The sequence below is a fragment of the Vibrio sp. JPW-9-11-11 genome, from assembly GCF_013369335.1.
Lineage (GTDB): Bacteria > Pseudomonadota > Gammaproteobacteria > Enterobacterales > Vibrionaceae > Vibrio.
This window is the reverse complement of record NZ_SZQJ01000005.1, coordinates 492,437-518,414: the sequence shown is the minus strand read 5'-3', so window position 1 is coordinate 518,414 and position 25,978 is coordinate 492,437. Positions and strand designations below refer to the sequence as shown.

At 48.2% G+C, this 25,978-nt stretch carries 21 protein-coding genes and 1 other annotated feature; of the genes, 8 read left to right on the top strand and 13 right to left on the bottom strand.

Annotated elements, in window-relative coordinates; translation table 11 throughout:
* The first annotated feature begins 85 nt into the window (after positions 1-85).
* Positions 86-1,879: an ABC transporter transmembrane domain-containing protein gene (locus FCU94_RS08120; RefSeq protein WP_176288359.1), complete on the top strand. Its 1,794-nt coding sequence runs from the start codon at positions 86-88 to the stop codon at positions 1,877-1,879.
* A gap of 194 nt (positions 1,880-2,073) precedes the next feature.
* Positions 2,074-2,625 (top strand): GNAT family N-acetyltransferase, encoded by a 552-nt coding sequence (locus FCU94_RS08115; protein ID WP_176288033.1) that lies wholly within the window; start codon positions 2,074-2,076, stop codon positions 2,623-2,625.
* Between the two features lie 387 nt (positions 2,626-3,012).
* Here FCU94_RS08115 and FCU94_RS08110 read toward each other — a convergent pair whose 3' ends face one another.
* The 9 genes from FCU94_RS08110 to FCU94_RS08070 all read right to left on the bottom strand — a co-directional run bounded on the left by FCU94_RS08110 (position 3,013) and on the right by FCU94_RS08070 (position 13,045).
* A complete protein-coding gene (locus tag FCU94_RS08110) occupies positions 3,013-3,666 on the bottom strand; it encodes a hypothetical protein (RefSeq protein WP_176288032.1) in 654 nt (217 codons plus the stop codon).
* Between the two features lie 802 nt (positions 3,667-4,468).
* Positions 4,469-5,728: a dicarboxylate/amino acid:cation symporter gene (locus FCU94_RS08105; protein WP_176288031.1), complete on the bottom strand. Its 1,260-nt coding sequence runs from the start codon at positions 5,726-5,728 to the stop codon at positions 4,469-4,471.
* A 339-nt stretch (positions 5,729-6,067) separates the two neighbouring features.
* On the bottom strand, positions 6,068-6,874 hold the full coding sequence (gene trpA / locus FCU94_RS08100; RefSeq protein ID WP_176288030.1) for a tryptophan synthase subunit alpha: 807 nt from the start codon (positions 6,872-6,874) through the stop codon (positions 6,068-6,070).
* Positions 6,874-8,064 (bottom strand): tryptophan synthase subunit beta, encoded by a 1,191-nt coding sequence (gene trpB / locus FCU94_RS08095; RefSeq protein ID WP_176288029.1) that lies wholly within the window; start codon positions 8,062-8,064, stop codon positions 6,874-6,876. The genes trpA and trpB overlap by 1 nt, the downstream gene beginning before the upstream one ends.
* Before the next feature lie 55 nt (positions 8,065-8,119).
* Entirely contained in the window at positions 8,120-9,547 is a 1,428-nt protein-coding gene (trpCF, locus tag FCU94_RS08090) for a bifunctional indole-3-glycerol-phosphate synthase TrpC/phosphoribosylanthranilate isomerase TrpF (RefSeq protein ID WP_176288028.1), read from the bottom strand.
* A gap of 25 nt (positions 9,548-9,572) precedes the next feature.
* Positions 9,573-10,571 (bottom strand): anthranilate phosphoribosyltransferase, encoded by a 999-nt coding sequence (gene trpD, locus FCU94_RS08085; protein ID WP_176288027.1) that lies wholly within the window; start codon positions 10,569-10,571, stop codon positions 9,573-9,575.
* Between the two features lie 11 nt (positions 10,572-10,582).
* The gene (locus FCU94_RS08080; protein ID WP_176288026.1) at positions 10,583-11,173 is read right to left on the bottom strand and encodes an aminodeoxychorismate/anthranilate synthase component II; all 591 of its coding nucleotides are present in this window, start codon (positions 11,171-11,173) and stop codon (positions 10,583-10,585) included.
* A 7-nt stretch (positions 11,174-11,180) separates the two neighbouring features.
* Positions 11,181-12,743: an anthranilate synthase component 1 gene (locus FCU94_RS08075; protein WP_176288025.1), complete on the bottom strand. Its 1,563-nt coding sequence runs from the start codon at positions 12,741-12,743 to the stop codon at positions 11,181-11,183.
* Between the two features lie 129 nt (positions 12,744-12,872).
* Positions 12,873-12,973, bottom strand: a sequence feature (Trp leader region).
* A complete protein-coding gene (locus tag FCU94_RS08070; protein WP_176288024.1) occupies positions 12,920-13,045 on the bottom strand; it encodes a Trp operon leader peptide in 126 nt (41 codons plus the stop codon). Its footprint overlaps the feature before it by 54 nt.
* An 83-nt stretch (positions 13,046-13,128) precedes the next feature.
* On the opposite strand from FCU94_RS08070, the gene rnm reads away from it, so the two are divergent.
* The 4 genes from rnm (at position 13,129) to FCU94_RS08050 (ending at position 18,212) form a co-directional block, all read left to right on the top strand.
* Positions 13,129-13,995: an RNase RNM gene (rnm, locus tag FCU94_RS08065; RefSeq protein ID WP_176288023.1), complete on the top strand. Its 867-nt coding sequence runs from the start codon at positions 13,129-13,131 to the stop codon at positions 13,993-13,995.
* 36 nt (positions 13,996-14,031) lie between these two features.
* Positions 14,032-14,652 (top strand): L-threonylcarbamoyladenylate synthase, encoded by a 621-nt coding sequence (locus FCU94_RS08060; RefSeq protein ID WP_176288022.1) that lies wholly within the window; start codon positions 14,032-14,034, stop codon positions 14,650-14,652.
* Between the two features lie 106 nt (positions 14,653-14,758).
* Positions 14,759-15,697: a 23S rRNA pseudouridine(2605) synthase RluB gene (gene rluB, locus FCU94_RS08055; protein WP_176288021.1), complete on the top strand. Its 939-nt coding sequence runs from the start codon at positions 14,759-14,761 to the stop codon at positions 15,695-15,697.
* Between the two features lie 235 nt (positions 15,698-15,932).
* Positions 15,933-18,212, top strand: coding sequence for a bifunctional diguanylate cyclase/phosphodiesterase (locus tag FCU94_RS08050; protein ID WP_176288020.1), 2,280 nt, complete (start codon positions 15,933-15,935; stop codon positions 18,210-18,212).
* Positions 18,213-18,247: 35 nt separating this feature from the next.
* Here the strand turns inward: FCU94_RS08050 and cydC are convergent, their stop codons facing one another.
* The 3 genes from cydC to trxB all read right to left on the bottom strand — a co-directional run bounded on the left by cydC (position 18,248) and on the right by trxB (position 22,824).
* Complete coding sequence (gene cydC / locus FCU94_RS08045) at positions 18,248-19,969, bottom strand: heme ABC transporter ATP-binding protein/permease CydC (protein WP_176288019.1); 1,722 nt, start codon at positions 19,967-19,969, stop codon at positions 18,248-18,250.
* On the bottom strand, positions 19,962-21,749 hold the full coding sequence (gene cydD, locus FCU94_RS08040) for a heme ABC transporter permease/ATP-binding protein CydD (protein ID WP_176288018.1): 1,788 nt from the start codon (positions 21,747-21,749) through the stop codon (positions 19,962-19,964). The genes cydC and cydD overlap by 8 nt, the downstream gene beginning before the upstream one ends.
* Positions 21,750-21,861: 112 nt before the next feature.
* A complete protein-coding gene (gene trxB / locus FCU94_RS08035; RefSeq protein WP_176288017.1) occupies positions 21,862-22,824 on the bottom strand; it encodes a thioredoxin-disulfide reductase in 963 nt (320 codons plus the stop codon).
* Positions 22,825-23,226: 402 nt separating this feature from the next.
* On the opposite strand from trxB, the gene FCU94_RS08030 reads away from it, so the two are divergent.
* Positions 23,227-23,883, top strand: a complete 657-nt coding sequence (locus FCU94_RS08030) for a 2OG-Fe dioxygenase family protein (RefSeq protein ID WP_176288016.1) — start codon at positions 23,227-23,229, stop codon at positions 23,881-23,883.
* Positions 23,867-25,102, top strand: a complete 1,236-nt coding sequence (locus FCU94_RS08025) for a cysteine desulfurase-like protein (RefSeq protein WP_176288015.1) — start codon at positions 23,867-23,869, stop codon at positions 25,100-25,102. The genes FCU94_RS08030 and FCU94_RS08025 overlap by 17 nt, the downstream gene beginning before the upstream one ends.
* A gap of 48 nt (positions 25,103-25,150) precedes the next feature.
* Here FCU94_RS08025 and FCU94_RS08020 read toward each other — a convergent pair whose 3' ends face one another.
* Complete coding sequence (locus tag FCU94_RS08020; protein ID WP_176288014.1) at positions 25,151-25,975, bottom strand: DUF2797 domain-containing protein; 825 nt, start codon at positions 25,973-25,975, stop codon at positions 25,151-25,153.
* Positions 25,976-25,978 lie beyond the last annotated feature (3 nt).

The window sequence follows — 25,978 nt, the reverse complement described above, 5'->3', positions numbered from 1 at the left end:
GTTTGTTTAATCGCGGTGGTGTGTGTATGTTGGTGTTATCAACGTCAGGTAAGGAAGCACTATGACCACGCCCAAAGTAAAGCAAATGGAGCCATCCTCTCAGACAGATGAGAAGCCCAGTCAACAGAAAAGCCTTACGATCCTTGCCGAGTTGATGCGTTTCGTGCGGCCCTATCGCTGGCGAGTGGCCGCGGCGTTGGCGGCGTTGATTGTGACCGCGACATTAACGTTGTCAGTTGGGCATGGGGTGAGATTACTGATAGACCAAGGTTTCGCCAGTCAGTCACATCAACAGCTTGGCAATGCTATTCAGTTTATTTTGTTGGTCACCTTGTTGATCTCCATCGGCACTTATTTTCGCTTCTACTTGGTCTCTTCAGTTGGTGAGCGAGTCAGTGCCGATATTCGCCAGGCCGTGTTCAATCACGTTATTACCCTTCATCCAAGCTACTTTGAGACCAATGGTAGTGGCGAAATTATGTCGCGTCTCACCACGGATACCACACTGTTACAAAGCATTATCGGGTCTTCTTTTTCAATGGCGATGCGCAGCGCGCTAATGTGTGTTGGCGCCACCATTATGCTATTCGCCACCAATGTAAAACTGACTTTGATTGTGCTCACAAGCGTGCCGTTTATCTTGGTGCCTATTCTCTATTATGGGCGTCGAGTTCGTTTTTTATCACGACAAAGTCAAGATTCAATGGCCGACGTAGGCAGGTATGCTGGAGAAGCGATAGAGCAGGTAAAGACGGTTCAAAGCTACAGTCGTGAGTACCAAGAGCAGTCAATGTTCGCCCAGCAAGTGGAAAAAGCGTATCAAGTTGGCCTGCAGCGAGTAAAACAACGTGCAATATTGATTTCAGGCGTCATTGTTATCGTGTTTAGTGCGATTTCAGGCATGTTGTGGGTCGGAGGCAGTGACGTCATTTCTGGGACGATATCGGGTGGTGACTTAGGTGCGTTTGTGTTTTACGCGATCATCGTTGCCTCGTCATTGGCAACACTGTCAGAGGTCATGGGAGAGTTGCAGCGCGCTGCCGGTGCGACCGAACGATTAATCGAACTGTTAAAAGTCCAAAGCGACATCGTCACCTCCAATCCCTCTGCGATTGAAGCCAGCGAACTTTCGGCTCGACTCGAGTTTGCAGCAGTGTCGTTTTGTTACCCGTCAAGACTGCAACAACCGGCGCTGGATCAACTCAGTCTCGCGCTAGAGGAGGGTAAAACACTCGCCTTAGTCGGGCCATCGGGAGCAGGGAAAAGTACCATTTTTGAACTGCTACAGCGCTTTTACGACCCCGAGCAAGGTGCCATCACCCTGGGTGGTACAGACCTTCGCCACCTAGATCCGCGGCAACTGCGCAATAAAATGGCGCTGGTGCCGCAGCAACCGGCCCTGTTCAGCCACGACGTTTTTTACAACATTCGTTATGGACGACCTGAGGCGAGCGACCAAGAGGTTATCGAAGCGGCGAAAAAGGCCCATGCCCATGAGTTTATCGAGAATTTGCCGCAAGGCTACCACAGTTTCTTAGGTGAGCGCGGCGTTCGATTGTCTGGCGGGCAAAGGCAACGTATTGCGATTGCCCGGGCAATATTGAAAGACCCAGACATTTTATTGCTCGATGAAGCGACCAGCGCATTAGACAGCGAAAGTGAGCTCCAAGTTCAGCAAGCGCTGGTGGAGTTGATGCAGGGAAGAACGACCATCATTATTGCTCATCGGCTATCGACGATTCAGCATGCAGACCAAATAGCCGTACTGGATAGGGGCAGGTTGGTCGATATCGGCGATCACAATAGCCTCCTCCAGAGCTGCGAGCTCTACCAGCGTTTGGTTGAGCTGCAGTTTAAACAGATAAATAGTGAAGAGTGATAGGTACAAACTCGATAGCCGCTGTGACTCATTCTTGCCCCATTCTGTGTTACTGGGCTTGTAGTAATTTCGTTATTTGAACTGGGTTATTGATGGGATCTACGGAGAGAAAGTTACTCACTAGTACTACATTAACTTTCAACAATAACGTCATGAGTAGCTAGGCGCTTTGCAGCACTTTCAAACTCTTATTTATGCAGGTTAGCCCTTTAAAACAATTCAACAATCACAACGTTAAAAAGCAAACCGCCAAAACGGATGTGATTCCACAAGCAAATACGATTCAGCTGGCGCCTATTCATCTTAAGCATGCACCGATCATACTAAAACGCATGAGTAAAGACATCTGCCAAGCGTTGAATTGCTCACCGATAAACTCCATTGAAAGTGCTCAGAATTACATTTTAGAAAACAGTGGCAAGCCACATACTCGGCGAGGGGTATTTCATCACGAGTTTGGCCTCATCGGTTGTGTGGGTTACTACCTACACACTGACCAGCGACAACCTCACGCCTTTATCTATTACTGGATATCCCCTCCCTACCAACGTAAAGGCTTTGCTTCATTAGCCATCAAGCAGTTGATCCACCAACTCAAGCAGCAAGGCATAACCCAGCTTTATGCCGATGTGTTCGACAGCAACTATGCTTCTCAAAACTTACTGCAGAGCATTGGTTTTAAGCGGCAAGAAATGCCGGTTTGCCTTGAACCTAGAATGATTTTTCGGTTTGAGAGGAGAACGTGAAACGAAAAAAAGTTGATTAGAGAAACTGGAAAGGAGAATTCAATTGGTAAAAAAGCATCGGTAAAGCGTGCTCTACCGACTCTCAAAAGAAAGCGAGTCTCAGGCCTTCGGCTTCCAGATATCTAAACCTCTGCCCCTACTTCCCTCTCAACCTCTCTCAAAGCACGTTTTGCTGATGTCACTCGCCTTAAAAAGCGTAAAACTGCTAAAAATCACGCCTAAACACCGAGAATTTACCTAATAACTCACTGGATTTGATGGGGATGTCGACTGAAAGATGCATTGATAAAGATAGTCTAGGTTGCGTTTTTATAAGTGCCTGTCCTTTTTAACTTATATTTCCTTTTACCGGTGCATTTTCACAGCCTAAAAATATTTTACTTGTGGTTATAAGGCCTTATACATCAACATACAGCCACATACGATCGGTTTGTTCTTGAGATTGCACCAATTGTGGCGGGCATCCAGCCGGGTACCGGTAAAACCATACTTAGTATAAGCCTTACCAGCGCCCGAAGCCGAAGCGACCATCACAATCTTAACACCATTTATTTTTCGGTCTGTAAAAAAGCTAGTCATACCCGTTAGAATGGATGGCTTGTACTCAGGGTTTTTAACTAGACCTGTTATTGTCACTATGGGATTTTCTTTATTTTCTTTGTCTTCTTTATCTTCTGTATCTTCAAAATCAACACGCCCTACAAAGTCATTGGCTTCACTAAGGGTGATTACAGCAACACTTGTCCCTGTTTCGTTTTTAATCACGTATAACTTTTCATCGCATTCTTCGTTTTTAAATGCGTCTATGATATCTAAACAAACGCAGGCAAGCTCCTCACGCTTGCCCCATGTACTAGGTGTGCACTGCGCATATTGATGTTTATTGATTTCTTCGCGCTCACGATGAAACTTCTCGTTTAAAGCCTCTGTATGGTCAGACAGAGCCGCAGAGGCCCATTCATTCAAGGCATCCATAACAATCTTCTTTCCATCATGTTCAGTCACCTCTCTATAAGTAAGGTTGTTCATATCTTGGTTCATTCTACTCTCCTTGATTTAGAAAAATAAAAGAGACACCCACTCAAACCAGCAGGTACCTCTCCCACTCGCTCAGCCCCTATAAACCTCCCGAAGGCCAAACTGTTTTCCTAGTGTGCTGTTAAATACCTGCGTGACCACTTGCTCTAACGCTATGGTGACGCCGCTTTTTACCCACCTAAGCTACCGTGTTACATAACCTGCAATGCTCTCAGGTGAGGCACTTTGCTCGTAAAGCTGCTGGATTTTTGTAAGGGGGTTAGCAATGGTTTTCCACGCTAGGTTTAATGTGTTTTTAAGCTGTTCAAGTACAGCGTTACTGACAATAAGTACCAACAGCTCGCCCGTAAACGGTTATGCTTGCTGAGTTGATTGCTGTGTATCACTGCCATATCTATGTGACCTTTTAAAACGTAGGGTAACCCTACCTGCGTTGTTGATAGGTCAATCTTAATGGCTTGTTGTATTTATCGATTGGGCTATTTGCTTACAAATCAGGGGGAAACTAGGAGGTTGCAAATTTTGTTGCACTTGCTGTTTTATAAATCAAAGAAAATAGGGAGTAGTGGCTTTGGGTGACTAAACGTCCAGTGGTCTAACAAAATTATGACGGGGCCTAAAAAACATCTAAGTAGAAAACAAGTATTGCGATAGTTTAGGTTATTTGGATTTTTCTAAGTTTGTGACTTCTCCGAAACGGAATTGTCCAAATATGCTTTAGGACACTTAGGCTCGTCCAATCGCAGAAGAGCCAAATACAAAAAAGCCACTCAATCGAGTGGCTTTTTTGACTTCAAGCTTATGTTTATGCTTGCTGCTTTTCTAGTTCAGCTTGTGGCGCTTCTTCTTCGATTAAAGCGTCAACAATCACGGCACAGGCTGCGTCACCTGTGATGTTTAGCGCGGTACGAATCATATCGAAGATACGGTCAAGAGCGAACAGAAGTGGTAGACCTTCGATTGGAATGCCAGCAGCCAGCAGTACTGCAACCACTAGGAAAGAAGGGCCAGGGACACCCGCTTGACCAACAGCCCCAAGCGTTGAGGTCACGATGATAGCGATGTAAGCGCCCATGCCTAGGTCGATGTTAAATAGCTGTGCAAAGAAGATAGCGACCAAACCGTAGTAAATCGCGTTACCTGACATGTTGATTGTCGCGCCAAGCGGCAGAACGAATGAAGCCGTTGAGTTTCTAACACCGAGTTCGTGTTCAACCGTATCCGTAGTCACAGGCAGTGTTGCCATAGAAGAAGCCGTCGATAGCGCGACTGCTTGTGGCTTTTTCATTGCGGTTAGGAACTTCTTCGCAGAGGTCTTAGTGAAAACGTGAACCATAAGCGGGTAAACAACGAAGCCGAAGATGAGGATCGCAGCAACGTAAACGACAAACAGCTTAAACACCACCATTAGCGCGCCAAAACCGAAGGTGCCGACCGCTTCTGCCATCAAACCAAATACGCCGATAGGTGCGATGATCATGACTTTGTTAATCATCCAAACCATAGCGTCAACGATACAGTTTACACCGTTGATAATCGGTTCACGGCGTTCTTTCGCTTGCTTTGAAATCGCAATACCAAAGAACATACAGAACACGAGAATTTGCAGAATATTGGCTTCATTCAGTGATTGGAAAACGTTGGTTGGGATCATACCAGTAATGGTTGCCCAGAAAGTAGGTAGTTCACCTTTTGAAGCGTATTCCGCCGAGAACATGCCTTCCACGCCAGAGACGTCAATGCCCATGCCCGGTTGGAAAACTTCGCCCATAATGAGCGCAAGTGCCACGGCAAGCGCCGAGGTCAAACCGAAGTAACCGAGTGTGGTTAGGCCAACTTTACCTGCTGACTGGCTATTTCCTAGACCGGCTGCACCAGATATTAGTGCCACGGCAACGAGTGGAATAACCAGCATTTTGATCAGGCTGATAAAAATGGCGCCTAAAGGAGCGAATAGGGTCGCGTCGCTACCCATCATGGCACCCACGGCAGTACCGACGATCATAGCAATGACGACTTGAACGCCAATGTTGCTTAGTAAACTCTTTTCTTTTAACACTTCCATAACCTCTGTGCTAATTAATTTTAAATTCCTAGAATTACAAACCATCAATGCGATCTGTAATGGATGATAATTCTGCCTAGCTTTGTACACGTAATTTTTACAATTGGCAATATCAAGCAAGTAGGAATGGGGTTATTAATCGCGCTTTTATTGACGAGTGCTAATTTTTTACTCAGTAGCAAACGGTTGCTATTGAGCTGAGTGATGATTTAGGCGCGTCTAATTTACAGTTTTCCTGGTAGCGTTTAGGAGCAAAAGACGGGTTAGATGTTAAAAAAGAGATCAGCTTAATAGGGTAAATAAGAAGCTGATCTCATAGAGGGATCGATAGCGAACCGGTTACTTTTGTGTTGCAGCCTTCATGGATGAAACAAAATTTGCGAGTTGGTTTAACATTTTCGCAGGGTCGTCTAGGTTCTCTTCGATGATTTTTACGACAGCAGAGCCAGAAATTGCTCCCGCGGCACCTGACTCGAGTGCTTGTTTGACCTGTTCGGGTTGAGAAATACCAAAACCGAGCAGCGCAGGGGGTGCGTCGAACTGAATCAGTTTATCCAGCATGTCACTCACTGGCATGTTGGCTTTTGTTTCAGCGCCTGTTACGCCAGCGCGTGACAGCAGGTAAGTGTAGCCCTGACCAAGCTGCGCAACTTGCTTCAATGTATCGTCACTGGCGGTAGGCGGAGCGATAAAAATCGGTTCAATACCAAATTTCTCGGCAGCCGCGACAAAATCACCACTTTCATTGGTCGGTACATCTGCAATGAGGACAGAGTCGATCCCAGCTTCTGAACAGCGCTGGTAGAAAGACTCAATACCGCGTGCGTACACCAAGTTGGCATACATCAGCAACCCAATCGGTAACTGCGGATACTTGTCGCGAATCTTAGCGATGTGTTGAAAACAGATATCGGGCGTGGCGCCAGCGTCTAATGCGCGAATGTTCGCCCCTTGAATGGTGGGGCCGTCGGCGAGAGGATCAGAAAATGGAATGCCGAGTTCAAGCGCATCGGCACCGGACTCAACTAAGGTTTCCATAATTTGATATGACAAATCAGGGTTGGGGTCACAGACCGTCACAAAGGGAACAAATGCACCTTGGTTGGTCTCATTGAGACGCGCAAACATCTTCTCATAACGACTCATTAGATCACTCCTTTTTCTTCTAAGATGGCATGTACGGTGAAGATGTCTTTGTCACCACGGCCTGAGAGGTTGACCACCAATAATTGTTCTTTCTCAGGGTTCTCACGAGCCATACGCAGTGCGTGTGCCAGCGCATGAGAGGATTCGAGCGCAGGGATAATGCCTTCGCTGCGTGCGAGTTCTTGGAATGCTTCAAGCGCTTCATCATCGGTGACATTGTCGTATTCAGCACGACCAATTGCATTTAAGTGGGCATGCTGAGGACCAACCGATGGGAAATCAAGGCCAGCGGAAACCGAGTAAGATTCTTCAACTTGACCATAAGCATCTTGCATAAGCGGTGCTTTCATGCCAAAGAAAATCCCAGTTTTTCCGTGCTTGAGCGGCGCACCATGTTGGTCGGTATCGATACCTTTACCTGCGGGCTCAACGCCAATCAAACGTACGCTCTCTTCTTCAATAAAGTCAGCAAACATCCCAATCGCGTTAGAGCCGCCACCGACGCAGGCAATCACAGCGTCAGGTAGACGACCTTCTCGGGCTAGGATTTGGTTCTTGGTCTCTTCCCCAATCATACGTTGAAACTCACGCACTATGGTTGGGAAAGGGTGAGGGCCGGCTGCTGTTCCGAGCAGGTAGTGAGCTTCTTCATAACTTGCTGACCAGTCGCGAAGTGCTTCGTTACACGCATCCTTTAGCGTGGCCGAACCCGAATGAACTGGGATAACTTCTGCGCCCATTAGCTTCATCCGAAATACGTTCGGGCTCTGACGTTCTACATCTTTCGCGCCCATGTAAACTCGGCATTTTAAGCCGAGCAGTGCACAGGCGAGTGCGGTGGCGACGCCGTGCTGGCCTGCACCTGTTTCAGCGATGATTTCCTCTTTACCCATACGTTTGGCGAGGAGCGCTTGGCCCAGTACCTGGTTGGTTTTGTGCGCGCCGCCATGAAGCAAGTCTTCGCGTTTAAGGTACAACTTAGTTTTGGTGCCCTTAGTCAGGTTGCGAGTGAGCGTTAGTGCTGTAGGACGACCCGCATACTCTTGCAGCAATGACATGAATTCGCTGCGAAATTCTGAGTCTTGTTGCGCGTCTATAAACGCTTGCTCTAACTGTTCAAGCGCAGGGACGAGGATTTGCGGAACATATTGTCCGCCGTATTCGCCAAAATAGGCGTCGAGTTTTGCCATGATTTGATTCCCTTTAATTTGAGTCAGCGCAGTTACACCACACCGACGAAATAGTTTAGTAGTCGCGAATAGCGTGAAACGCTTGGTTGAGCTTGTCGGCATCTTTTCTGCCAGGCGCACTTTCTACGCCTGAGTTGAGATCGAGTCCAAGGCAACCTTGTTGTGCCGCTTTTTGCGCATTGAACGGCGTAATGCCTCCGGCGAGCATCACTTTGGATGGATCGCCAATCAGTGACCAGTCAAACACCAACCCCGTTCCGCCGACTTGGGTACCCACTTTGGTATCCAATAGATGGCGGTTGACGTGTTGAGCGAGCAGTTCTGGCGCATGGTCACTAACGCCATAAGCTTTCCAAATCTCAATCGATGCTGGAAGCGCAGAGCGAAGTTGGTCAACGTAGGCTTGATCTTCTGAACCGTGTAGTTGCACCGCAGCTAAGCCAAGCTCGTTTACGGTGTCAACAATGACCTTAAGTGGCTGATTTTGAAATACACCCACATACTTAAGTGGTGCGCCGCTCATGGTGAGTCTTGCGGCTTCTCGTTCTACGTAACGCGGTGACTGGGTGACAAAAATCAACCCGCCAAATACCGCCCCCGATTGGTAGGCTTTGGCGGCATCGTCAGGGTGGGTAAGCCCGCAGACTTTATTGTCACCTAAGGTGACTCTGCGTACTGCTAGCTCAAGATTGTGTTCTGCCATTAACGAGCTGCCAATGAGGAAGCCATCAGCGAACTGCGCAAGATCGCGTACTTGCTGGTGGGTGTAGATACCCGATTCGGAGATGATGACTGCGTCAGGTGCACGCTCGCGCAGCAATGGCGCCAATGCTTTGGTGCGATTGAGGTCGGTTGAAAGATCGCGTAAGTTTCGGTTGTTGATCCCAATCACCTTGGCACCCAAACTTACCGCACGCTCAAGCTCTTGCTCATTGCTAACTTCTGTTAACACGCCCATCTCTAGTGAGTGAGCTACTTGGGCAAGCGCTTGATACTGCTCATCATCGAGCACAGAAAGCATCAATAAGATGGCGTCGGCATGGTAGTGGCGCGCCAGGTAGACCTGATAAGTATCCACCATGAAGTCTTTGCACAAGATGGGTTGGCGAGTTTGCTGCTTAACTTGAGCAATAAAATCGAAACTGCCTTGAAAGTACTTCTCGTCGGTGAGAACCGAAATCGCATCAGCGTGTTGATTGTAGACCGAGGCGATATAGTCGAGATCAAAATCATCACGAATCAGTCCCTTAGACGGGGAAGCTTTTTTACACTCGGTAATAAAAACGGTGTTCGTCTGGCGCAGCGCTTGATAAAAGTTACGCTCAGCTGCTACCAGCGATGATTGGAATGTCTCTAGAGGTTGGCTCTGCTTGCGCTCGGCGACCCATTGATATTTGTCGCGCACGATCTTGGCAAGGACTTCGGCCATCTGCGCTTCCTGCAAAGAAACGTGTTCGGACAGTTTTTCTTTTAACTGAGTCATGTTGACTACCTTATCTATGTGAGCGCTAAGCATGGGCGGCTAATTGTTGGACGAGCTGATACGCTTTGCCCGAATTCATCGCCTCTATGGCTTGCTGAGTGTTAGCTTTGAGGTCTTCATGGCCAAATAGGCGCATTAGCAGCGCAACGTTGACCGCTACGGCGCCCAGCTGTGCATCGGTGCCTTTACCCGTCAGAATATTGGTGATGATGGCTTTGTTCTCTTCAGGAGAGCCGCCTTTAATCGCTTCCAGTGGGTGTGTCGCTACTCCGAAATCGTCAGGGGTAAGGGTGTACTCGTGGATGTTACCTTGCTTGATTTCAGCGACCGTCGTTTCGCCGTGAATGGCGACTTCGTCTAAGCCACTTCCGTGAACGACCGCAGCGCGCTTCATTCCCATCTGTAACATGGTTTCGGCAATAGGGCGAACCAATTCTTTGCTGTAAACGCCCATCAACTCGATGTTGGGTTTGGCTGGGTTAATCAGTGGGCCCAAAATATTGAAGATGGTACGTGTTTTCATGGTTTGGCGTACAGGCATCGCGTGTTTGACGCCGAGGTGGTACTGCGGGGCAAACAGGAAAGCGACGCCGAGTTTGTCGACGGCTGAGCGGGTGTCTTCGGCGCTCATTGCTAGGTTAATGCCAAACGAGTCAAGAAGGTCTGAGCTGCCTGATTTACTGGATACACTACGGTTGCCGTGTTTCGCTACTTTGAGTCCACACGCCGCAGCGACAAACGCAGCGGTGGTAGAAATATTGATTGTGTCGTGACCGTCTCCGCCTGTACCCACAATGTCAGCGAAATCGTAGTCTGGGCGAGGAAACGGCTTGGCATTGGCAAGCAGTGCTTTGGCCGCGCCGGCGATTTCTTGTGGCGTTTCGCCTTTGATTTTTAGGGCCGTGAGTGCCGACGCCATCAAAATTGGGTCTAGTTCACCGCGAATAATGGTGTCAAAAAGTTGCTGACTTTCGTCTTGAGTCAATGACGCTTGGTTGTATAGTTTATTAATAATCTGTTCCATGACACGAATCCTTATTGTGGTTGGGTCTCAAGCGCCCATTCGATAGCGTTGGCGAGTAGGGTGGCACCATAGGTAGTCATGATCGACTCTGGATGAAACTGAAAACCACAGACCCGATCTTGCTCTTGCACGACAGACATGACCAAACCATCGACTTCGGCAGTGACCGTCAACGACTCTGGCACTTTGGTTGCGACCAGTGAGTGATAACGAGCAATCGCTAGCGGAGAAGGTAAGTTGGCGTAAGTGGGATGACATTGATGAGCCATCATCGATACTTTGCCATGAATGATGTCGCCAGCGCCGGCGACAGTACCGCCATAGGCTTCAACAATGGCTTGGTGGCCGAGGCAAATACCAATCATTGGTACTTTACCGCGCAGGCGAGCGATAATTTCGGGCATAGAGCCCGCTTGGGAAGGTGCACCTGGGCCTGGTGACAATAGCACAACAGGGTTGTCTAGCCGCTTGACCACCGCTTCAATTTTCTCAGCAGCAATGCTGTTGCGATAAATCGTAACCTGATGACCTAAAGAGCGAAACTGGTCAACGAGGTTGTAAGTAAATGAATCAAAATTGTCGATAAAGATAATGTTGGCCATCTCTGCATTACTCCTTGTGCGCGGCTTGAATCGCAGAGATGACGGCTTGCGCTTTTCCGCGGGTTTCATCGGCTTCTGCTTGAGGGTCTGAATCAAATACTACACCCGCGCCAGCTTGGACTTGGGCAATGCCGTTTTCTACATACGCAGAGCGAATGACGATACAGGTATCGAGTGTACCTTCTCCGGTCAAGTAACCGACCGCGCCGCCATAGCTGCCTCGGCGCGCCCCTTCGACATCACGAATGAGCTGCATAGCGCGAATTTTTGGCGCGCCAGTTAACGTACCCATATTCATACACGCTTGATAGGCATGCAGCGCATCTAAGTCACAACGCAGTTGACCAACCACGCGCGAGACCAAGTGCATCACATGGCTGTAGCGGTCTACTTTAAGTAAGTCAGCGACATGACGAGTGCCTGGCTCAGAGATACGGGCGACGTCGTTGCGCGCTAAATCAACCAGCATCATGTGTTCGGCGTTCTCTTTTTTATCACTGCGCAGCTCGAGTTCGATACGGCTGTCTAAGTCGAAATCGATGTCACCGTTGGCACTTTTACCTCGGCGACGAGTGCCAGCGATCGGATAAATTTCGACTTGGTTGGTGTGTGTTTCGTATTTCAGGGCACTTTCTGGCGATGCGCCAAATAAGGTGAATAGCTCATCTTGCATGTAGAACATATAAGGGCTCGGGTTACTGCGTTTGAGCTCTCTGTAGGCCGCTAGCGGGGAAGGGCAAGCTAAGGTGAAGCGTCGCGATGGGACGACTTGGAACACATCGCCGTTAACCACATAGTGCTTTAAGTCACGTACGATTTGACAGAAGTCTTGGTCAGACACACTGGGTGTCACGCTCATATCGGCCGAGGAGACTGCGTTGGGTACCGTTTTAAGCTGTGCACACTGGCGACGAATGTCATCAACACGCGCTTGTAAACGTGTCAGTTGTGAAGTGTCTGTAAACGCGGTGGCTTGCAGTTCACAGGTTTGAGTTTGATGATCAACAACTAATAGTGTCTCTGCCACGTAAAAGACGTAGTCTGGACATTGATTGCTCACCTCAGCGTCGCCTAGCGGCTCAAAATTTGCGACCAAGTCGTAAGCGAAAAGGCCGCCGATGAAAACGGCGTGCTTGTGCAGGCCTTGAAGATCAAAACTGTGCTGGATCAGGCGCAGCGCATCGAAGGAAGATGCTTCGCGTAGTCGTGAGTCTTCATCTAGACTATCGCAAGGCGCGCTAAAGCAAAGTGCGAGCGCCGAGCCGTCAAAAGTACGCTGAACTGAAGAATCAATGTTAAGGTTGATGTGGCGTAGCAAGTTGCGCCCGTTATCGGTGAGTGCTGTCATAGTCACCGTGTGTTGCTGACAAACAATACGCACCGCCGAGTCAACAATCAGTAAACTTTTTAAGTCTTGTTTTGAATCGATTTCGGCTGATTCTAGGAGCAAGCTATCGGTTTTATTTTCACACAATGTATGAAACAGCTGGGTCGGATCTTGCGCGTAAGGCGCGTCGGTTCTTAGCAACTCAACTTTACCTAGAGTTTTGATTTCAATGGCCTTGTTCACAAGACCTCCTTGTAAATATCGTTGTTCTTCCTGATTAACCCATACTCGCATAAAGCGTTGATTCTCCCAAGCGGGTTTTGGTCAAAATTGATCAATGTTTCGTCAACGGGGTGTGAGGAAGCTTGCAAAACAAAAAAGCCCGCTTGAGCAGCGGGCTTTTAAACATGATTTAGTAATTAAAAGTACACGTTTGCCCACCAAGAACTAGTCCAAGTGCGCCACCAAGCAAGATCGGTTGTTGCATGATTTAAGTCATGTCCAACAACTTTTGCTTTATGCATTTGGTTAATGTCTTGTAACATAGTGAGCCTTACATTCAAGTACTTCGTATTTGTGTACTAGTTAACTAGTGCAGGGGTAAAAAGTCAACTAAAAAATAGTAATTATGCGAATTGATTTACACAGCCACACTACAGCTTCTGATGGCCGACTCTCCCCAGAAGCACTGATTGATAGAGCGCTGAGCTTTAAGCTAGAGGTGTTGGCGATCACCGACCATGATACTGTCGATGGGTTACCCCGGGCGCATCAATATATTCGCGACAATCAACTGCCGATCATCTTGGTCAATGGCATTGAAATTTCGACCGTATGGCAGAATAAAGATATCCATATTGTGGGATTGAATGTCGACCCCAACGCGCCTGCGCTAAATCAATTGATTGAGCAGCAGAAACAGCATCGCGTCTCGCGCGCTGAGCTCATCGCCCATCGGCTACAAAAAGCGACTCGTGAAGGGGTGCTGGATGAGGTAAAGCAAATGGCTGGTGACGCCCCTATTACTCGGGCACATTTTGCCAAATGGTTGGTCGATAATGGGTATGCCAAAACCATGCAGCAAGTATTCAAAAAGTACCTTACCCGCAATAACCCGGGCTACGTCCCCCCTACATGGTGTTCGATTGGCGATGCCATTAGCGCGATTCATGCGGCAGGTGGACAGGCGGTGTTGGCCCATCCCGGGCGTTATGACCTAACGGCAAAATGGATTAAGCGCTTGTTGAGTGCATTTGCAGACGCTGGAGGGGACGCGATGGAAGTTGCGCAGCCTCAGCAAGGGCAACAAGAAAGGCGCAACTTGGCAGATTATGCTATACAATACAAACTATTAGCCTCTCAGGGCAGTGACTTTCATTATCCGTCACCTTGGATGGAGCTAGGAAGAAATTTATGGCTACCCGCCGGTGTCGAACCTGTATGGAAAGATTGGGGTATTGAGCCTTTTAGATCGGATTCCATCAATACCAATTAACTATAGAGTCGTGAGACTCGATAATGAGGAATGACAATGAGCCAGTTTTTTTACGTTCACCCAGAAAACCCACAGGCTCGCTTGATCAATCAGGCAGTAGCAATCATTCGTAACGGTGGGGTTGTCGTTTATCCTACCGACTCAGGCTACGCCCTTGGTTGTCAGCTTGAAAACAAACAAGCGTTAGACCGCATCTGTCAGATTCGTCGACTTGACGATAAACACAACTTTACTCTGTTATGTCGTGATCTCTCGGAGCTTTCTCTCTATGCGCGCGTCGACAACGTGGCGTTTCGTTTACTAAAAAACAATACACCTGGGCCTTATACCTTTATTTTTAAAGGGACCAAAGAGGTGCCACGCCGTTTAATGAACAGTAAGCGCAAAACCATCGGTATTCGTGTCCCTGACAATCGCATTGCCCTTGACCTTCTTGAGGCACTGGGCGAACCATTGATGTCGACCTCACTGATTTTGCCAGGCAATCAAGTTACTGAATCTGACCCAGAAGATATTCGTGACAAACTCGAGCATGCAGTGGACTGCATTCTCAATGGTGGCTTTCTTGGAGAGCAACCCACCACCGTGGTGGATTTCAGTGACGGTGAGCCTGTTATCGCTCGCGTAGGTCAAGGGGATCCCGCCCCATTCGAATAGGCGAAAGTTCGTGATTTTCTCCACACTTTTTGCGATAATGTGCGGCCGCGATTTTGGGTCGCACTTGTTTATTCGACGTCTGAGAAGACGACACATAGGTAGATAAATGAACGAAAAACTTCAAAAAGTATTGGCTCGAGCTGGCCATGGCTCTCGACGCGAACTAGAGGCTTTGATTAAAGCTGGTCGCGTGAGTGTTAACGGTATCGTGGCTAAACTTGGTGAACGACTAGAAGACGAAAATGCAGTGGTACGTATCGATGGTCATGTGGTTTCTGCCAAAGCGCAGGAAGAGGTGATCTGTCGAGTACTGGCGTACTACAAACCGGAAGGTGAACTGTGTACTCGTCATGACCCAGAAGGACGTCGAACTGTATTCGACCGTCTGCCTAAGATTCGAGGCTCTCGCTGGATTTCAGTTGGTCGTCTGGATGCTAACACATCTGGCTTATTGCTGTTTACGACCGACGGTGAGCTGGCGAACCGACTCATGCATCCAAGTCGTCAGGTGGAGCGTGAGTATCTGGTACGCGTATTTGGCGAAGTGACGGAACAAAAGGTCAAAAACTTAGTTCGCGGTGTTGAACTCGAAGACGGCATGGCCCGTTTTGAAGACGTTGTTTATGCGGGTGGCGATGGTATGAACCATACCTTCTATGTGGCCATCAATGAAGGCCGTAACCGTGAAGTTCGTCGTCTGTGGGAATCGCAAGATACCACGGTAAGCCGATTGAAACGTGTTCGCTACGGTGACATCTATCTAGATAAGAAACTGCCACGAGGCGGCTGGATGGAACTGACCCTGAAAGAAGTCAACTATCTGCGAGAATTAGTTGAGTTGCGTCCCGAAAAACAGACGTTGCTAGACGAGAACAAAGCGAACTCATCACGCAAGCGTGAGCGTTCACGTAGCCAAAAGATCCGCCGTGCGGTGAAGCGTCATGAAGAACGAGTGAGCAGCGGTGGTGGCCGCAGCAACAACCCTTCGCGCCGTAAGCCGAAAAAGAGTGCAGGCCAGCAAAATTCGAGAAACAATCAGCGATAAGTGTTGAACGTGAACATACTTCAAAAAGCAGCGATTTAGTCGCTGCTTTTTTTGTACTTTTTGATCGAGTAGACTCATCTTTGCGCAAGAAGATATATGCTATGGCACAAAGCGTAAAAAATGGTCGATACTTTGGTCAGTGACGACAAATTAATCTCAGTTGAGCAGAGGATGCACATGCTGAGTCACTGCATCGTTGACTATTCATCAGTGACAGGTAGGGATACAAGCTTAAATGGCTTTCATTAAGAAAAATATTTGGTTAGCGTTTTACTTTATCACTCTTGTGTGGACACTAGTGTCAGCGGCCGCTGGCTATCTCTCTTATCAAACGACCTACAAAGACGTCACGAGCTCACAAGTCAACCTCACTAAGTTGACCGCGAACGCCTTTGACGCTTCCTTAACGCAATATCGTACCATTCTTGATTTGGTCGGAACCGATTTGCTGCGTTTCGACGTCGAAGCTGACATCGCTCATACCCAGCAACTGCTCGACTCAACAGTTAGCCTAAACGAGTCGATATTAGCGGTAGAACTTTATCATCTTGATGGTCGGCCGATAATCAGTTCCACCTCGGGCAACAAAGCCCGCCTCAATAACCCTCTATATCGCCCTCAGACTCGAGAAAGCTTTCAACAAACACTCAAAACGAACAAAACGGTCATCGGACGGACTTACTATAAGAGTACGCTCGGTGAGCTCATTATCCCGTTTCGTAAACAGATGTATGGCCAAGACGGCAACGCTAAGTTTGTCTTATCGATTCTGGTTTCATTGAAGAAAGGCTTTGATTACTTCTACGCATACCGAGATCAAGGTGTCGGCAGTGATTTTGATATTTATCTTTATCGTGAAGAAGACAGATACTATCAGATTGCCCCCAAAGATAAGATCTACCAAGCGAACAGTTATCGCCATCAATTGCGTCAGTCTGAAGTTGACCTGAGTGTTGCGCGGCTTGAACGAAAATCTGGCCTGGATTATGAGCAGATTAAATCGAACAGTCAGGTCGTTGTTAACCAGCTAGAAAACGTCGAGCGTAAAACAATCGGGGCGGCGACCTACGTTGATAACGATAAGCTTTGGGTGGTCAGTGAAATCAAAAAGAGTCGAGTGACGGAGAGTTTCTTGGCTAAGCTGCCGGTAATTATTGGTTTATACATTGTTGCGATAAGCGTGATGTTCTTTCTGTTTCGCAGCATCGCCAACAACGAAAGGCGTAAGCAGCAAGAACTGAGTTATCAAGCTAATCACGATTATCTGACGGGGATAGAAAACCGATTCTGTTTCGAGCACCACCTCAGTCAATTGGATCGCAGCAGAAGTTTCAGTTTAGTGCTTCTTAATGTTGATAGCTTTAAGTTGGTCAACGATAACTTTGGTAATCACGCTGGTGATGTGGTGTTGAAACGCATTGCCGAACGTTTGCACCAGTGTGTGGGCAAGCGCTGTCGACTGTTTCGCTCTGGTGGCGACGAGTTCACTATAGTGACACATTTGACAGAGCCACAAGCGCTAACAGAGCTCTGCCAAGATGCAAGTGAAGCGTTCAATGAGCCGTTTTCTTATCGAGGCGCTGAGATTTCACTTGAATGCACCATCAGTGTTGCGACCAGTGAGGAGTGCAATAGGGATATCGAGTCTGTGAAACGAAATGTGGGCTTAGCGATGCACTATGCCAAGCAGACACGGAGTAAACTGACGTTTTATCAAGCCCGCTTCTTAGAGCAGTACCTCGAACAGCACCGGATAGAACTTGAACTCAAACAGGCGATTCAGCGAGGTGAGCTCTCTATGGCCTACCAGCCACAAATCAATACCCAAGGTGAGCTAAAGGGAGTAGAAGCGCTGGTACGCTGGCACAATGCCGACTTGGGCTTTGTACCTCCTGACAAATTCATACACGTTGCAGAAAACTGTGGTTACATGCCCGTTTTAGGCGATTTTATTTTGACTCAGACGTTAGCCGATATGGCTCAATTTAAAACACACACTGGAATGAAGTTGGACGTCGCAATCAATGTGTCAGTCAAACAGCTACAGGATTATGACTTTGTCGAAACGGTGAAATCTGAACTCAGTCGCCACCAGTTCGACCCGCACAACCTGATTTTGGAAGTGACTGAGAGTGTGTTTGCTGAAGATGTCGACAACTTAGTTATGCTGCTAGATGACCTCAAAAAACATGCTATTCGTATCTCTTTGGATGACTTTGGTACCGGCTATTCGTCGTTGAGCTTGCTTAAGCACTTACCGATTTGTGAAGTAAAGATCGACAAAAGTTTTGTTTCGGACATGTTGAGCAGTGATAAGTCGTACTCAATGTTAGCTGGTGTGATCAGCCTAGCGAAGCGACTCAACATGAAAACGGTCGCTGAAGGTGTCGAGTCGGCCGAAGAAGTGGCGGTGTTGCGTCAATTAGGTTGTGACATGTTTCAAGGCTACCATTTTGCAAAACCTATGAGTCTTGATGACTTATATGAGTTCGTTGAACAAAGAACCCAAGCATGACGTCGGCAACTTGGTGGGTTGCCGACGTCTTTGGGTTAAAGGGTCTGCGTTAGTTGGAAGTAGCGCCCTTGCTTATCAAGCAGCGTTTGATGACTGCCGTGTTCGACCACTTGACCTTGCTCGATAAGACAAATGGTGTCCATCTTATCGAGGTTCACTAGGCGGTGAGTAATAAAAATGACCGTTTTACCAGTAAAGTGCTGGTCAAACAGCGCAATTACTTGCTGTTCCGTCTGTTTATCTAGCCCTTCGGTTGGTTCGTCTAGCAGCAGAATTGGGGCGTTATGCAGCAGAGCACGGGCAATACCGATGCGTCGCTTCTCACCACCAGAGAGTTGTCGCCCCCCATCGCCAAGCCAAGCATCAAGCCCATTGTCTTCAGCAAGTTTAGCCAAGCCTACTTTGTCCAACATCTCTACCAGTGTCTGGTCGGTTGCTTGTGGTTGCGCCATAAGTAAATTATCGCGCAGAGTACCATTAAGAATATCGACACGTTGGCTGACCACACTGATCGCGCGGCGAAGCTGCGATTCGCTCCATTGCTGCAAAGGCTTGCCCGCTATCTGAATTTGGCCTTGTTCGACATCCCAGTAACGGTTGAGTAGCTGGATTAAGGTGGACTTACCCGAGCCTGTCTGACCAACGATGGCGATGCGGTGCTGGGCGGGAATATGCAAATCGACATTATTGACAGCAGCAGTCGCACTTCCTGGATAGCGAAATGAGACGGACTGATAGTCAATCGCGTAGTGGTTATCGTGTACCAGCTTGTGTTGCGGGAAAATCACGTCGGGCTCAGAAAGAATGATCTCGTTGAGTCGGCGCGCAGAGGTCAGCGTTTGACCTAGATGTTGGAATGCGCCTGCGATAGGCATGAGTAACTCTACGCTCGCCATAGTCGCAAATGCCACCAGTGCGATCATAGGATCGGGCGCGTTACCTCCAACGCCGTCTGCGGCAATCCATAACATTAAGACTAAGGTCCACCCATTCGCCAGCAGCAATAGCGCTTGCGCTAAGCCAGAGAAGTGAGCATTAAAAAATTGGTTTTTGAGCAGTTGATGTTGAGCATCCAAGATTACGTCACGATAGCGTTTCTCCGCGCCAAATAGAGTCAGTTCACTGTAACCTTGCAACCAATCCAACGTCGCAATGCGAAGCTGCGCCTTGTTGTGAGTGAGATCTTGCCCGTTGTTTCTACCCAGCTTGTAAAACACCATCGGCCATGTAATAAGTAGGGCCAATAACACGGCGCCTAGTATCAGACCTAGTTGAACATCAAACCAACATACTAATGCCGTTAACCCTATGATGCCGAGCGTCCCGACAACCATTGGACTCACTAAGCGTAAGTACACATGGTCCATCGCATCGATATCCGCCACCAAACGGTTGAGTAGGTCGGCATCGCGCAGGTTAGACACTCGTCCAGGGATCAAGGGGGCAAGCTTTGCAAAAAAGAAGGTACGCAAGTCGGTGAGAAGCTTAAAGGTTGCGTTGTGGCTGACGACGCGTTCACCCCAACGACCCGCGGTGCGGCTCATGGCAAAACCTCGCACAAACGCACCGGGCAACATATAGTTAAAAGTTTCACGAGCGATGGATAAACCCGCCACTGCGGCGGCGGATAAAAACCACCCAGACAGGGTGAGGAGGCCTATCGATGCCGCAACAGTGAGAAACGCAAGTAGCATACCGAGCGATAGGCCAAACCAATGCTTTTTGTACAGTTTTAAGTAGGGAAGTAGGTCACGCATCAAGATTCCCCTTGTTCTCTTGGTTGATGGCCTGGTTTGACGCCAGCATATGTTGAAACAGTCCCTGCTGTTGGGCCAGTGACTCAAATGAGCCTTGCTGGACCAGCTGTCCCGCTTGCATAACAAGAATTTGATTGACCGTTTTAAGCGGTGAAAGCTGATGGGTTACCATCAGTGCGGTTTTATTCGCTATCTGTTTGTTTAATCCTTGCATTACCAGTTGTTCACTACGGGCATCTAAACTGGCCGTCGGCTCATCGAGAAGCCAGAACTGACCTTCTTGAATCATCGCTCGCGCGAGGGCGAGACGCTGTGCTTGTCCAACTGAAAGGCCTCCAGAGCGGTCGCTGATCGCGTAGTCTAGGCCGTGCTGATTGACAAACTCAGCAGCAAATGATTCTTCCAGCACTTGGTGAATCCGCTCATCCTCTACGCCTGGTTTGCCAAGCGCGACATTGTCTCGGATAGTGCCGTGCAGCAGTAGAGGGTTTTGTCCCACCCAACTGATATGGCTACGCCAATGGTTGAGGTCGAGTTCGCGCCTTTCAACTCCATTGATCGTGAGCGATCCTTGGTAGGGAAGAAATCCCAGTAATGCATTGATAAGGCTGGTTTTCCCAGCGCCGCTAGGCCCAACTAAAGCAGTTGTTTCACTGGGGTGAAGAGTAAAACTAATCGGACCCACCAAGGATGTGCCCTCAGGTGATAAAACGACGAGATCTTGGGCTTCGATTCGCACCGATGACTCACAAGGCAATGGCGTTTGACCGCTGCGAACCGTGGCGACGTCAGTCTCAAGGAAATCAACGATACTCTCAGCCGCGCCGACAGCTTGCTGTTTGGCGTGGTAAAAGGTACCAAGGTCTCGAAGCGGTTGATAAAACTCAGGAGCCAACACCAAGATAAACAAACCAGAAAATAGTGTAACGCCCACACCATAGTCACCAAAGTTCAGTTCGCCGATAAAGGCAAAGCCAAAATAGACAGCGGTAAGCGCAATGGATATTGAAGTAAAGAACTCAAGAACGGCAGAAGAGAGGAACGCTATTTTGAGCACATCCATCGTACGGGTACGAAACACTTCTGACGCCCCGCGCATCACCTCGGTTTCGGCCTGAGTACGGTCGAACAGTCGAATGGTGGTCATGGATTGTAGTCGGTCATAAAAATGGCCAGATAATCGTTGCAGTGCTTTGAAGTTTTTGCGATTCGCGTCTGCGGCTTTCATACCCACTAAGGCCATAAATAGTGGGACTAATGGCGCCGTGAGTAAGAAGATAAGTCCTGCAGCCCAGTTTATCGGGAACACGACAATGAGGATCACGAAAGGGATCAGCACTGATAACGACATTTGTGGCAGATAGCGGGCAAAAAAGTCCTGCATGTCTTCAACTTGCTCAAGCAGTAATGCTGCCCAAGCACCGGCAGGTTTGCCTTTGATAAAAGCGGGGCCTAGCTCTCGCAACTTATCTAATATCAACTGACGAACATAAACTCGAATTTGTTCACCACAGCGATAGCCGGCTATCTCACGTCCCCAAGAGCATAAAGCACGCAGCGCGATCACGACGGCTAAGCCGATAAAGTGCATGGTCAGTTGCGATTTGTCGACATGTTCAATGATCAACTGGTGCAAGATAGTGGCGAGCAAAGCGGCTTGCGCCAGAAGAAAGAGGCTAGAGAGTACACCGAGGCTCACTGCGACCATAAGCCAGCGCTTGGCGAGCTTACTTTGCTGCTTGAGCCATACGTTCAAGCTGCGTTGTTTCTTTTTGTCCATCGTGAAGGCTTAATGAGAATTATTATTACGAATTTGAGTCGGGCATTATACAAAAGAAAGCCCCACGGGAATACCGTAGGGCTGTAAGGATTTGAGCTAAAAGTGGAAAATATTATTTAGCGTCTGCTAGGGCGTCTAGATAACGCTCTGCATCCAGCGCCGCCATACAGCCAGTGCCCGCAGAGGTAATCGCTTGGCGGTAGTTGTGGTCCATCACATCGCCTGCTGCGAAAACACCTGGCACACTGGTTTGAGTCGCGTTGCCTTCTAAGCCTGATTGAACAATGATGTAGCCATCTTTCATCTCTAGTTGGCCTTCAAACATTGAGGTATTAGGTTGGTGACCGATGGCGATAAAGGCACCCATAACATCGACTTGTTCAATCGACTCTGATTTGGTGTCTTTAATACGTACGCCAGTTACCCCCATATCGTCGCCAACCACTTCTTCGAGTGTCCGGTCGGTGTGCAAAACGATATTGCCGCTTTCCACTTTGTCCATTAGACGTTTAACCAAAATCTTCTCGGCGCGGAAGCTATCGCGGCGGTGGATAAGGTGAACCTCTGAGGCGATATTGGATAAATACAGCGCTTCTTCAACGGCGGTATTGCCGCCACCAACAACGGCGACTTTTTGATTGCGGTAGAAAAAACCATCACAGGTCGCACACGCTGAAACGCCGCGACCTTTGAATGCTTCTTCAGACTCTAACCCAAGATACTTAGCCGATGCACCAGTCGAAATAATCAGTGCATCACAGGTGTACTCAGCACTATCGCCAGTCAAACGGAATGGTCGTTGGCTGAAGTCAACCTGATTGATATGGTCGAATAAAATCTCAGTTTCAAAACGTTCAGCATGTTCCTTCATACGGTCCATTAGTGCAGGGCCTGTTAATCCTTCAGGATCACCTGGCCAGTTTTCCACCTCGGTGGTTGTGGTCAATTGACCACCTTGCTGCATCCCAGTGATGAGAACCGGTTTCAAGTTGGCGCGTGCGGCGTAGACTGCAGCGGTATAGCCAGCAGGACCCGAGCCAAGAATTAGAAGGTTGCTATGTTTTACGTCGCTCATTTGTGCTCCATTAGCGATGACGCTTACTGAATGTTTTGTCTCGATTGTAGGGAATATGTAAGGTCTTTGAAAGAGTTAGCCATCGAGAAAGCTGTAATAATTGGTTATAGATTAGAACAGATGAATGAGGTTGTGAGAGTCGCATTTGGTCGTTAACGCGATGAATAATAACGTGATATACCCACCCTATAGTGAAGTTGTCTAATTTATTGGTGTGTCAAAGCTGAGAAGTGGTTTGTTAAACTGATATTTTACTCTATGCTGGTTTTAAATGTTGATTTACGTTTTTTGATAGATTTAGATGCTAAAAAAGGTTGATCTAGCAACATATGTGCGCAGATAATGAATGTGAACAAAGTGTTAATTTATTTATAGGTATGTACACTCATTAAGGAGAAGATGATGTTACATCAACGTGAAACCACTCTGCAGTTAACCAAACTCAGCGACGATGCCATCGCTCAACTTGCCCCGACGTTTACCAAGCTGCCACATACAGAGCATGCCGATGGTCAATATCGCTTGCGTCGTTACTCGGTGGTCGCATTAAAGGATGGCGACGTTATTGATTTAAACAAAAATGAGTTTATGCAGACCGATGATATTAATCGCTTTCAAGGTAATGTGGTACGTCAGTTTGAGCCTATTGAGCAAACAACACTAAACAGCGAAGGTATGCGCGAAATGTGTCAGCTGTTCGCCGCCTCTAATCACCTTGAGGATGGTCACGAAATCGAAATTCATCAAATCCGTATCGCGGCAGTGTATGACGAAACCCAAGTGGCGCCAGAAGGGGTTCACCAAGATGGCTTTGAACACATCGCCTTAGTGGGTATGGGGCGTCACAACATTGAAGGTGGCGACATCATGCTATACAACAGCTTCAATGAAGCACCGTTTTTTAGAAAAGTGCTACAAAGTGGTGAAGTGGCGATGCTTGCCGACAACAAACTGTGGCACAACGCGCAGCCCATTCGCTCTGTAATCGAGGGTGAACAAGGCCACATGGACGTATTTGTACTGACCGCTAAGGATGCCGTGAATGAGCTTCACTCCTAATTTAGCCAGAGCGCAGTTCAGTGCGCTTAGCCAAACACACAACGATTTGCCAGTGGTATTTCTTGATGGCCCTGGAGGCTCGCAAGTCCCGCAATCTGTATTAGATGCGATGCAAGGCTACTTGGGGTACTTTAACTCAAATCTAGGTGGGCACTACTTTTCAAGCCAACATACCACGACGTTAATGAGCCAGGCGCGTGAGCATTGCGCTGCGCTGTTAAACGCCGAGTCGAGCGACAATATCGTATTTGGCGCTAACATGACGTCATTGACTTTCCAATTGAGCCGAGCCATTAGTCGCGATTGGCAAGCAGGCGATGAGGTGATCGTGACCGCGCTTGATCACTATTCGAATGTGTCGAGTTGGCAGCAAGCCGCGCAAGATAGAGGCGCGGTGGTTCACCAAGCGCGAGTCGACGAACGTGATTGCAGTTTAGACATCGACCACCTGTTGTCGTTGTTAAGCCCTAACACTAAGCTGGTGGCGCTCACTTATGCATCGAACACCACAGGATCTGTCGTTGACGTTAAGCGCGTTATTCAAGCTGCGCATCAAGTTGGCGCTATGGTGTATGTTGATGCGGTGCATTATGCCCCTCACCACTTGGTCGATGTACAAGAGCTGGGCTGTGACTTCTTAGCCTGCTCTGCCTATAAGTTTTTTGGACCGCACGTGGGTATTGCCTATGTTGCCCCAAAATGGTTACAGACGTTGCGGCCCTACAAAGTTGAGCCAGCAACCGACACTGGACCAGGACGTTTTGAAACGGGTACGCAGAGTTTTGAAGGCCTTGCAGGCGTTGTCGCTGCGGTAAAATATTTGGCCCAGTGGGGATCGAGTCAAGCCTCGTTACGGGAGCGCTTGGTAGAGTCTTATCGTTACTACAATCAACACGAGTCGGCCATCAGTGAACGCTTCCTATCACGACTGTCTCAGTTAGAAGGCGTGAGCTTGTTTGGTAAAGCGGTTGCGGATGCAGAACAACGCACGCCGACCTTTGCACTAACGTTTGACCACCATTCGCCACAGGATATAGCGAGTCGATTGGGACAGCGTAATATTTGCGTCTGGAATGGGCATTTCTATGCATTGGGCCTGATACGTCAACTCAAGTTGGAGCAATCAGGTGGGGTAGTGCGAGTTGGCTTTATGCACTACAACACTTTAGAAGAAGTCGATATTTTGTTTGACGAGCTGCAAGCCATTTTGGCGCAGTGATGTCAGTCACTTAACTATAAAAAGGACCTCAATTGAGGTCCTTTTTATTTACGCGCTGACTTCCACTTCGTAGGAGGTGAACTTACGAATGTTGATCACTCCAGTATCAAAAATCATGTATTGACCTTTGATCCCTTGGAGTACACCGGTCACTTGAGGGTTTTTGTCAAAGTTATGTGAGGTGATTTTAGTCGGGTGCTGTTCTACCGGGTATTGAATCGATAGCGTGTCAGCGTCGAGCACTTCGATAGCGTCTGGCCCAAACTGCTGCTTGATTTGCTCTACTTTTTCACTCACCAGAGGGAGTAACTCAGCAAAGCGGGCACGTAAATCTATCGGTTCACCATCGCCTTTTAATAACGTGCGCCAGTTGGTTTTGTCGGCAATATGCTTAGCAAGCTCGACTTCAATCAATCCGGAAATATGACGGGTTTTGACCTTAAAAATTGGCAAGCCTTGCGTTGCGCCCTGATCAATCCAACGAGTTGGGATTTGGGTATGGCGGGTGATCCCGACCTTTAAGCTGGATGTGTTAGATAAATAGACATAGTGATCGACCATGCAATTCTCTTCGCCCCACTGCGGCTCGCGGCAAGTGCCTTGATCATAGTGACACGTCTCTGGTTTCATGATGCACATATCACAACTGGCCAGTTTTCGCATACAAACAAAGCAGTGCCCTTGCGAGTAACTCTTTTTAGTCTTCTTCCCACAGGCACTACAAAAAATATTGCCAGTGTGGGTCAGTGTGAGTGACTGACCGATAAATGGGGTTAGGTCGACACTGTGTTCTCCGACTGGGAGTTGATAGATGACCTTAGCATCTAAGGCGGCACGCATTTTACTTAATGTACCTTTAGCGATTACAGACATGAC

Coding starts and splice junctions, on each gene's coding strand:
- FCU94_RS08120 (WP_176288359.1), top strand. CDS start 86: ATGGAGCCATCCTCTCAGACAGATGAGAAGCCCAGTCAACAGAAAAGC.
- FCU94_RS08115 (WP_176288033.1), top strand. CDS start 2,074: ATGCAGGTTAGCCCTTTAAAACAATTCAACAATCACAACGTTAAAAAG.
- FCU94_RS08110 (WP_176288032.1), bottom strand. CDS start 3,666: ATGAACCAAGATATGAACAACCTTACTTATAGAGAGGTGACTGAACAT.
- FCU94_RS08105 (WP_176288031.1), bottom strand. CDS start 5,728: ATGGAAGTGTTAAAAGAAAAGAGTTTACTAAGCAACATTGGCGTTCAA.
- trpA (WP_176288030.1), bottom strand. CDS start 6,874: ATGAGTCGTTATGAGAAGATGTTTGCGCGTCTCAATGAGACCAACCAA.
- trpB (WP_176288029.1), bottom strand. CDS start 8,064: ATGGCAAAACTCGACGCCTATTTTGGCGAATACGGCGGACAATATGTT.
- trpCF (WP_176288028.1), bottom strand. CDS start 9,547: ATGACTCAGTTAAAAGAAAAACTGTCCGAACACGTTTCTTTGCAGGAA.
- trpD (WP_176288027.1), bottom strand. CDS start 10,571: ATGGAACAGATTATTAATAAACTATACAACCAAGCGTCATTGACTCAA.
- FCU94_RS08080 (WP_176288026.1), bottom strand. CDS start 11,173: ATGGCCAACATTATCTTTATCGACAATTTTGATTCATTTACTTACAAC.
- FCU94_RS08070 (WP_176288024.1), bottom strand. CDS start 13,045: ATGTTACAAGACATTAACCAAATGCATAAAGCAAAAGTTGTTGGACAT.
- rnm (WP_176288023.1), top strand. CDS start 13,129: ATGCGAATTGATTTACACAGCCACACTACAGCTTCTGATGGCCGACTC.
- FCU94_RS08060 (WP_176288022.1), top strand. CDS start 14,032: ATGAGCCAGTTTTTTTACGTTCACCCAGAAAACCCACAGGCTCGCTTG.
- rluB (WP_176288021.1), top strand. CDS start 14,759: ATGAACGAAAAACTTCAAAAAGTATTGGCTCGAGCTGGCCATGGCTCT.
- FCU94_RS08050 (WP_176288020.1), top strand. CDS start 15,933: ATGGCTTTCATTAAGAAAAATATTTGGTTAGCGTTTTACTTTATCACT.
- cydC (WP_176288019.1), bottom strand. CDS start 19,969: ATGCGTGACCTACTTCCCTACTTAAAACTGTACAAAAAGCATTGGTTT.
- cydD (WP_176288018.1), bottom strand. CDS start 21,749: ATGGACAAAAAGAAACAACGCAGCTTGAACGTATGGCTCAAGCAGCAA.
- trxB (WP_176288017.1), bottom strand. CDS start 22,824: ATGAGCGACGTAAAACATAGCAACCTTCTAATTCTTGGCTCGGGTCCT.
- FCU94_RS08030 (WP_176288016.1), top strand. CDS start 23,227: ATGTTACATCAACGTGAAACCACTCTGCAGTTAACCAAACTCAGCGAC.
- FCU94_RS08025 (WP_176288015.1), top strand. CDS start 23,867: ATGAGCTTCACTCCTAATTTAGCCAGAGCGCAGTTCAGTGCGCTTAGC.
- FCU94_RS08020 (WP_176288014.1), bottom strand. CDS start 25,975: ATGTCTGTAATCGCTAAAGGTACATTAAGTAAAATGCGTGCCGCCTTA.